Origin of the sequence: Chitinophaga sp., assembly GCF_036569125.1 — a bacterium.
Taxonomy (GTDB): Bacteria; Bacteroidota; Bacteroidia; order Chitinophagales; family Chitinophagaceae; genus Chitinophaga.
The window spans coordinates 1-8,183 of the sequence record NZ_DATCRF010000339.1 but is presented as its reverse complement, the minus strand read 5'-3'; the positions used below and the strand labels follow the sequence as shown (position 1 = coordinate 8,183).

Annotated in this window: 9 protein-coding genes; 6 read left to right on the top strand and 3 right to left on the bottom strand. The window is 47.1% G+C overall.

From position 1 onward, the window contains the following. From VIM87_RS12535 to VIM87_RS12515, 5 genes are all read left to right on the top strand, one after another. A partial coding sequence (locus VIM87_RS12535) for an alpha/beta hydrolase family protein (protein WP_331997324.1) occupies positions 1 to 1,071 on the top strand: 1,071 nt, incomplete at its 5' end. A gap of 245 nt (positions 1,072 to 1,316) precedes the next feature. After that, positions 1,317 to 2,168: a helix-turn-helix domain-containing protein gene (locus tag VIM87_RS12530; protein WP_331997323.1), complete on the top strand. Its 852-nt coding sequence runs from the start codon at positions 1,317 to 1,319 to the stop codon at positions 2,166 to 2,168. Between the two features lie 195 nt (positions 2,169 to 2,363). Further along, on the top strand, positions 2,364 to 2,801 hold the full coding sequence (locus tag VIM87_RS12525; protein WP_331997322.1) for a GNAT family N-acetyltransferase: 438 nt from the start codon (positions 2,364 to 2,366) through the stop codon (positions 2,799 to 2,801). Positions 2,802 to 2,939: 138 nt separating this feature from the next. After that, on the top strand, positions 2,940 to 3,458 hold the full coding sequence (locus tag VIM87_RS12520; protein WP_331997321.1) for a cupin domain-containing protein: 519 nt from the start codon (positions 2,940 to 2,942) through the stop codon (positions 3,456 to 3,458). 264 nt (positions 3,459 to 3,722) lie between these two features. Beyond that, a complete protein-coding gene (locus VIM87_RS12515; RefSeq protein ID WP_331997320.1) occupies positions 3,723 to 4,340 on the top strand; it encodes a DUF4230 domain-containing protein in 618 nt (205 codons plus the stop codon). Positions 4,341 to 4,447: 107 nt separating this feature from the next. On the opposite strand, the gene VIM87_RS12510 is transcribed toward VIM87_RS12515, so the two are convergent. Next, positions 4,448 to 5,167 (bottom strand): hypothetical protein, encoded by a 720-nt coding sequence (locus VIM87_RS12510; protein WP_331997319.1) that lies wholly within the window; start codon positions 5,165 to 5,167, stop codon positions 4,448 to 4,450. A 249-nt stretch (positions 5,168 to 5,416) separates the two neighbouring features. Here VIM87_RS12510 and VIM87_RS12505 point away from each other — a divergent pair, with 249 nt between their 5' ends. After that, positions 5,417 to 5,743 (top strand): RNA-binding protein, encoded by a 327-nt coding sequence (locus tag VIM87_RS12505; protein ID WP_331997318.1) that lies wholly within the window; start codon positions 5,417 to 5,419, stop codon positions 5,741 to 5,743. Between the two features lie 381 nt (positions 5,744 to 6,124). Here VIM87_RS12505 and VIM87_RS12500 read toward each other — a convergent pair whose 3' ends face one another. Together VIM87_RS12500 and VIM87_RS12495 are read right to left on the bottom strand one after the other, a co-directional pair. Then, positions 6,125 to 6,766 carry a response regulator transcription factor gene (locus VIM87_RS12500; protein WP_331997317.1) on the bottom strand — a complete coding sequence of 214 codons (642 nt, stop codon included), beginning with the start codon at positions 6,764 to 6,766 and terminating at the stop codon, positions 6,125 to 6,127. 399 nt (positions 6,767 to 7,165) lie between these two features. Beyond that, positions 7,166 to 8,183 (bottom strand): dihydrolipoamide acetyltransferase family protein (locus VIM87_RS12495; RefSeq protein WP_331997316.1); only part of this gene is annotated, 1,018 nt, incomplete at its 5' end.

The following is an 8,183-nucleotide window of genomic DNA, read 5'->3' as shown; positions in this document are numbered from 1 at the left end:
CTGCAGGCTTTGGCCATGGGGCCTTTTGCTTATCAGCAACCGGCTAAGGCTAAAAATGCAGACAATTACATTTTCACCAAAAGCAGCTATGCGCTTTCGCCGGATGTATATGCCGCCACACTCTCCGGCAAAACACCGTCTTTTAACAAAGCCATACAGCTCAGTCATATAAACCCGCAGCAGCAGCAATATAACTGGGGCACTGCTTCCCTGTTTAAATGGACGGCCTACAACGGGCAGCCTGCAGAAGGCATCCTGTACAAGCCGGAAGATTTTGACAGCACCAAACACTACCCCATGCTCATTTACTTTTATGAAAAGCTGTCGGATGGCTTGTATAATTATTCGCCGCCCGCGCCCACCCCTTCCCGCCTCAACATCCCCTTCTTTGTAAGCCGGGGTTACCTGGTGTTTGCGCCGGATATTATCTATGAGAACGGGCACCCCGGTAAAAGCGCCTACAATTATATTGTAAGCGGGGCCCGCGCACTGGCGCAGCATCCCTGGGTTGACAGCACCAACATTGGCATACAGGGGCAAAGCTGGGGCGGTTACCAGGTAGCTTACCTGGTTACACAAACGCATTTGTTCAAAGCTGCATGGGCCGGTGCGCCGGTAGCCAATATGACCAGCGCCTATGGCGGCATACGCTGGGAAAGCGGTATGAACAGGCAGTTCCAGTATGAGCATACGCAAAGCCGCATTGGCGCTACCTTATGGGAAAAGCCGGAGCTGTACCTGGAGAACTCTCCCCTGTTCCATTTACCCAATGTAACCACTCCCCTGGCAATTATGAGTAATGATGCGGATGGCGCCGTACCCTGGTACCAGGGTATTGAGCTGTTCACCGGTTTGCGCCGCCTGGGCAAACCTGTTTGGCTGTTAAACTATAATAATGAGGCCCATAACCTGGTGTTACGCCAAAACCGTAAGGATATTCAGCGCCGGGAGCAACAATTCTTTGATCACTTCCTGAAAGGCGCTCCGGCCCCACAGTGGCTGCAATACGGAGTACCGGCTACGGAAAAAGGAGTGAACTGGGGTTGGGAGGTCAACAATAATAATCCATAAGCAATCGTTCTAATGGTTAGTGGCCGGATTTTTACCTTGAAAAACCTGAAAAACCTATTGCCAAACGGCCACTAACCATAGAACATTGATCTAAATCCCTGATGTTGAATGTAAAAAAAGTATCATACTATTTATTATCACTATATAATATATTTTACCTATATTTACATTAACAAGAGAATCTGTTAGAGTTTTCCGGGGAGTGATCAGATAGATGTTCCTATAATCTTTAGAAATTTTTTCCTATGAATTTCCATATCTATCGTCCTGCAGCCAACTTACATCCTTATGTAAAGCATTACTACTACTGGCACGATGATACTTCAGGGGTAATTAATTTGCCACAGAACCTGTTATCATTAGGTGATCAGTATATGGTGTTCCTGCAACAAGGCGAAGTAAGCTGTCAGCCTTGCCAGCATACCACTTTTACTTTACCGCAAACTTCTGTGGTAGGGCATTTCACCTGTTCCAGCCAGTTAAAGGTAAAAGGTCCGGTAAAAGTAGTGATCGTGCACCTGAATGCTTACGGCAGCTACCGCATGCTGGGCATTAACATGCACGCCATCAGCAACTACTACCGTGATCTGGGCAAGCTGCCCGGCCAGAACTGGAATGCGCTGGCTACACAGCTGGCAAGCGCGGATGCCGCGGGCATACCGGCCCTGCTGGACACTGCCCTGCAAGGCGCTATGCAGCAGCAGGCTTACAATAAACAGGAAGTAGAAGAAGTAGCCAACTTCCTGCAGGAGAAAGATGGACATGTGAACATCGCTGAGCTGGCAGCCCGTTTCCGCCTGTCAAGGCCCACCCTGGAAAGATTGTTTATGGAAGTAGTAGGTTTACCACCCAAGCTGTATGCCCGCATGCTGCGCTTTAAAAAGGCTATGCAGCTGTTACAGCAAACCAGCGTACCGCAATGGCAGCCTATGACCGCTAATAACAGCCAGTATTATAATGAAGCCGTGTTCCGCCAGGATTACGTTTATTTTAACGGGCAAACACCTTCTTTCTTCAATACTTTTGGTAACAACAATAACAATACTGCCGCAGTGGCACAAATGCCGGTACCCGCTACAGGCGTTGCCGTGGCATAAAAGAATATTAAAGTGAAAAATTTAAAAATGGAAGCTGAAGCAATTCATCTTCCATTTTTTCTTTTAAGCCCACACTGTTACATTCTTTCCCGCTGCACCTTTCTGCTTTATGCTTTCTGCTTTCTCCTTTATGCTTTCTGCTTTCTCCTTTAAGCTTTGTGCTTTTTTATCTATTTTGTTCCTAAATACTTGATAATGGAGATTATGCAGGTACAGCAGGGCGCGTATACCATTAGCACAGACCGCGAAAAACTGGATATAGATCTGATCCATCATTTCCTGAGTAATGATTCGTACTGGGCCAAAGGCATTCCGCTGCAAAAGGTGCAGCGCTCGGTACAACATTCCCTTTGTTTCGGCGTTTATCACGGGCAGCAGCAGGTAGGCTTTGCACGGGTCACCACAGACTATACCACCTTTGCCTGGATAGGCGATGTGTTTATTGTGCCGGCTCACCGCAAGCAGGGCTTGTCCAAATGGCTGGTGCAAACCATCCTGGCCCACCCTGACCTGCAGGGCTTAAGAAGGTGGCTGCTGGCCACTGCCGATGCCCACCAGCTGTACGCGCAGTATGGCTTTACACCACTGCCGCAGCCGGAAAGATTTATGCAGATCCATAACCCATATATGTAGCAGTCCATGGTCCATAGTCGATGGTCCATGGCATACAACGCAGGAAAGAGCAGCGTACAATGTGTACCCTGGTTACGTAAAACAACCATATATACGCCATGGACCATCGACTATGGACCATGGACTAAAAAATATCCAATGATCACAACCCTTAAAACAGCTGAGTACTGGCGCGAACAACTGCAATTACAGCCGCATGTGGAAGGTGGCGCCTTCCGGGAAACCTACCGCTCCTCCTGGGTATTACACAAATCCACCCTGCCGCCGGGCATGAAGGGCAACCGTAATGCCGCTACCTGCATCTACTTTTTACTGGAAGCCGGACAGTTCTCCGCCTTTCACCGCATTATGGCCGATGAGATCTGGCATTTTTATGATGGAGAACCTTTAAGTATATACGAAATTGGCTCAGACGGCCGCTTAATGGTACACAAGCTGGGACGTAACCTGCACCTGGGCGAGCAGCTGCAGGTAGTAGTAACGGCCGGCAACTGGTTTGCCTCCCGCCTGGACACCGATGCCGGTTTTGCCCTGGTAGGCTGCAGCGTAGCCCCGGGCTTTGATTTTGAAGATTTTGAGCTGGCACAGCGCAAAAAGCTGCAGGCACTATACCCGCAGCATAAGGAGCTGATCTTTTCGCTTACACGGGAAGATTAATAACGGCTTATCAATACGAGTTGAGTAGAACATTACAGTATACTGCGTGGAACGCTTCGCATTCATTGCCTGCCCCTGCAAACAGGGAATGCCTGTGGCAACAATTATTGCCGGCAGCAGCATTCTATATGCCAAAGAGCCTGCTAAATACCAAATGCAGGCTGCAAAACGTTATAAAAACGCCCTATATAGTATACAAAACATATTACGTGCATCTGTACCCATTACCTATAATTCGTAATTTATTTCTAGCTTGCCTTAACTATGAAAAGATTCCTCTATTTAGTCGGCTTCGCACTTCTTGTTCTGCTGGTATTCTGGTTGGGTAAGCAATTCGGCAGCCGGTCCGTAAGCCAGCAGATCCTGAGCAACAGTACGATCGTAAGGGAAATAGCCGAGCTGGCCAGCCTGGAAGTGCAGGGCGTAGCCAGCATTAAGCGCAGTAACCTGGAAGATGACGGCGGCTGGGCCGACAACTTTAAAAAAATGTTCCTGGAAAATACCATCTGGGTCTCTATACCCTACCTGGCTAAATATGGGGTAGATGTTAATGAAAAGAATTTCCGTGTGTCCGTTACCGATAAAAAGATCACCGTACAGCTCCCGGCCCCCCACCTGCTCAGCTATGAGCTGAAAGTGGACAAAATGGAAACTGCCAACCGCAAGGGCTGGCTGCTTTTCCAGGATGATGAAACCTATACCGCCGTGCAGAAAAAGCTGTACCAAACCTCCCGCGATCAGCTGGCAGGCAATACCCTTTACCTGCAGCAGTCCAAAGACAAGATCAAAAAGATCATTGTACAGTATTATCAGCCCTTTTTACAGGATCATGAGCTGGAAGTGGTATTTGATGAAGGAGGAAGCGTATTGCCGCTGAAATGATGTGCTAATGTGCTGATATGCTAATATGCTGGTTTTTGTTGGTTGGATGATTGTATCCTATTAAATCAGCATATACCAGCACATTGGCATATTGGCACATCAGCACATTAAGCAGCATTCATCGTTATATACTTCACCAAACATCTTTTGGCAATAGGCAGCAGGGTTTCATTCAGCGGAAACACCAGCTGTGTATCTACCCGGTATACTGCCGGGTTAGGTAGCTTTTTACGCTGCCTTATCAGGATGGTTTTAATATGCTCGCAGGAGTGCACCAGGTCTTTCCGGTAAGTTTCTATCAGCTGGGTATGAATGCCCCGGTACTTTTCATCATGCCGCTCAAAAATGGTCAGGCGGTATTCATACACCAGCGTATCCTGGTGCCGCCCGTCAGAGAGGAACAGGTATCCTTCCTGTGTATCCAGCGGTATCAGGCCTACCGGCGCTATATTCATGCTGTCTTCCACCATTTCATAGATCTCCGTTCCATCCTTAATGGTCAGGTTCATCCGGTTCATGGCATAGTAGATAATGCTTTCCAGCTCCTGCATCAGCTCATCGTCCGCAATCATCTGCTCATACAGGATCTGCAGCTTCTCCATGTTCAGGGAAGTGAGCCTTTTGGGGAATTGCTGCTGAATGAATTGTTTGTTGTCCCGGAAAGCCACTAAGTTGTTGAAGTGGAAAATAACATCCGCCAGCTGCGGGTAAAGCTTGTTCTCGTTGAAGTAATGGTTGATCTCCTGCAGGTAAGCCAGTAAGGTATATTTTTTCTGTTCAAAGTCTATATAACCATCTGCAAACCAGGTTTCACTTAATACACCCATAACAATAAAATTTAATGGATTATAGACTAAATTTACAAAAAAAAGTGCATAAAAATAGCGCTATAATGCATTTGATTTCATTTTAATGAATATTTAAAAAACCCCGTAAATGCTTGACTGTACCACGTTTGGGGTATACCGTTACTACCCGCGGGCCCTCTTTTTAGAAAATGTTGCCAGGGTAAGATATTTTATCAATTTAATTTCTTTATCTTCAGTATTATTTTTCATTTTTTTAATCTTTTAGTCATGAACATTTACGTAGCCAACCTGCACTATAGGTTGAACGATGAGGACCTTCACCAGATATTTAGCGAATTTGGGGAAGTAACCTCCGCGAAAATCATTAAGGACCACGAAACCGGCCGTTCACGCGGTTTTGGATTTGTGGAAATGCCTAACCAGGAAGAGGGATCCAAGGCTATGAATAGTTTGAATGGCACTGAGATAGAAGGCAAACAATTAATGGTAAACGAAGCAAGACCTAAACAGCCGAATAATAACTTCAGGAGTGGTGGTGGTGGAAACCGTGGTGGCGGTGGATATGGTGGCGGTGGCCGCGATCGTCGCTATTAATTTAGTTATTTATTCTATTGCGCCAGGTTTTCAAGGCCAAATGAAATTTGAAAGAGCCGTCCTGTTCCACAGGGCGGTTCTTTTGTTTTAGCCCTTTCACCCGCCTTTCATTAACCCGGTACAAAAAGAAAATGGCGCCGGTGGTGTACGACGCCATATATCTTTTACTTTGCGATGGTGTTAACAGCAGCCAACTGGTTATATTGCGCTACTGTGTGTATCATCCATGGGGGATACCCTTAAAATGGAAGCACACTGTATTGTTCAGAGGATATGGAACACGAAATAAAAAGCAACGTTGCAATATTACAGCAAGTACCCTTTCGGTAAACCACTAATTATAGTGGTAGTTGTTAACAGCACTGCTTAGCCCCCTACTAATTATAGTGGCACCTGTAAATTGTTCAAACAGATCCTGGATACCAGCTCTGATTTGGATGAAACATTTAGCTTCTGGTAGATCTTCTTCAGGTGATGATTGATGGTGAACACAGACAAATGCAAACGGTTCGCCATGGTTTTATAGGAATGCCCCTGCTTTAATAAATGCAGCACCTCATATTCCCTTTCCGTTAGCTTATTCCGCAGCTGCTGCAACGGATCTTCATTCATATAGCTGATCAGCTGGTAGGCAACTCTTGGAGAGAGGGTGCTGCCGTAATTGAGCGCATCCATCATGCCCTGGTAAATATCCGCCAGGCGGCCGGTTTTCATCAGGTAACCATGCGCGCCTTCCTTAATAGAGGATACAATATGTTCCTTTTGATCGTGGGCAGAGAGCATAATGATCTTAGCATCCGGGAAAAGACAGCGCAGCGGGTAAATGCCCTGTATGCCGGATTCTCCGGGTAACATTACATCCAGCAGGATCACCGCAACATTCATTTCATAAGAAGGCAGCGCCCTGAATTCCTCCATTGATTTACACGTAAACACGACCCTGCAATCCTGGAAATCTTCTAAAAATTCTTTGTAGCTGTTCAGCTGAAAATAGTTGTCTTCAATGATACCAATATTGATCATGAGAAAAAGGATATGTCGGGTGTATTATCATTAGCTAACGAACATCAGGGATCACTTCATAGGCCATTCTCTTCCTTATACGCAGGGGTCATTTTATGCCCCGTGATTCATGTACTTTGTGCCCGCGTAAATTACGGTCCATTTAAATAATTGATGGTTAACCAATTGTTAACAGGCTGATAACGTTCGTGTTAGAAAGTGTATATGAGTATCAATAAAAAGGCAGGGCAACCGTGAAGAAAAGTAAAAAAGTAAAAGTTAAAAAGCAAAAAAGGAATGCAGCGTAAGCGTACAACTGCGTTTACTTTTTAATTTTTGCTTTTTTACTTTTTACTTTTCTTCACGGTTGCCCTGCGCAAAAGATACCTGCACACTTTACGCCTGCAGGGATGGATCTGATTAATATACTTTTTCCGGATCAAAGTGCTCCAGCTCCTGCGCTACTGCGCTCAGGAAGGTAGAACCCAATGCACCGTCAACAATGCGGTGGTCGTATGAGAGCGACAGGTACATCATATGGCGGATAGCAATGGAATCGCCTTCGGGGGATTCAATTACTACCGGGCGCTTTTTAATAGCGCCTACAGCCAGTATGGCTACCTGCGGCTGGTTAATAATAGGCGTGCCGGCCAGGCTGCCAAAGGTGCCCACGTTGGTAAGCGTAAAGGTACCGCTCTGGGTATCTTCCGGTTTCAGGCGGTTGTTGCGGGCGGCATTGGCCAGCTGGTTCACCTGCCGGGTAAGCCCTACCAGGTTCAGCATGTCGGCATTGCGGATCACGGGAACGATCAGGTTGCCGCTGGGCAGGGCCGTGGCCATACCTATGTTAATGTCTTTCTTCAGGAGGATCTTATCGCCTTCCAGGGAGCAGTTCACCAGCGGGAAACGTTTAATACATTTCACCAGCGCTTCTATGAACAGCGGGGTAAAGGTGAGCTTCTCCCCTTCCCGTTGTTCAAAATCCTTTTTCACTTTATCGCGCCACTTTACCATGTGCGTTACATCTGCTTCTGCAAAGCTGGTTACGTGCGGACTGGTGGCCTTGCTGCGCACCATATGCTCTGCGATCAGCCTGCGCATACGGTCCATTTCAATGATCTCCACATTACCGCCGCTGCTGCTGCCATTAAAAGTGTGTACCGGTGCAGCCACCGCTTTGGATGCTTCAACAGGGGCCGGCCTGCTTTCAGGAACCGAAGTAGTTGCAGCTGCTGCTGGCCGTGCAGCAGGCTGGTGGCCCTGCTGGCGGGCAGCTACATATTCCAGTATATCTTTTTTGGTAACACGGCCTTCGCTGCCGCTGCCCGGTATATTTTCCAGCTCAGCAAAGCTTACGCCTTCCTGCTGTGCAATTGTAAGTACCAGCGGAGAATAGAATCTGGTTCCACCGCCAGCTGGTGCAGGCATAGGTTCTGCT

What these genes read in the sequence shown, in the direction of transcription:
- VIM87_RS12530 (WP_331997323.1), top strand. Translation starts at nt 1,317, where the DNA reads ATGAATTTCCATATCTATCGTCCTGCAGCCAACTTACATCCTTATGTA.
- VIM87_RS12525 (WP_331997322.1), top strand. Translation starts at nt 2,364, where the DNA reads ATGGAGATTATGCAGGTACAGCAGGGCGCGTATACCATTAGCACAGAC.
- VIM87_RS12520 (WP_331997321.1), top strand. Translation starts at nt 2,940, where the DNA reads ATGATCACAACCCTTAAAACAGCTGAGTACTGGCGCGAACAACTGCAA.
- VIM87_RS12515 (WP_331997320.1), top strand. Translation starts at nt 3,723, where the DNA reads ATGAAAAGATTCCTCTATTTAGTCGGCTTCGCACTTCTTGTTCTGCTG.
- VIM87_RS12510 (WP_331997319.1), bottom strand. Translation starts at nt 5,167, where the DNA reads ATGGGTGTATTAAGTGAAACCTGGTTTGCAGATGGTTATATAGACTTT.
- VIM87_RS12505 (WP_331997318.1), top strand. Translation starts at nt 5,417, where the DNA reads ATGAACATTTACGTAGCCAACCTGCACTATAGGTTGAACGATGAGGAC.
- VIM87_RS12500 (WP_331997317.1), bottom strand. Translation starts at nt 6,766, where the DNA reads ATGATCAATATTGGTATCATTGAAGACAACTATTTTCAGCTGAACAGC.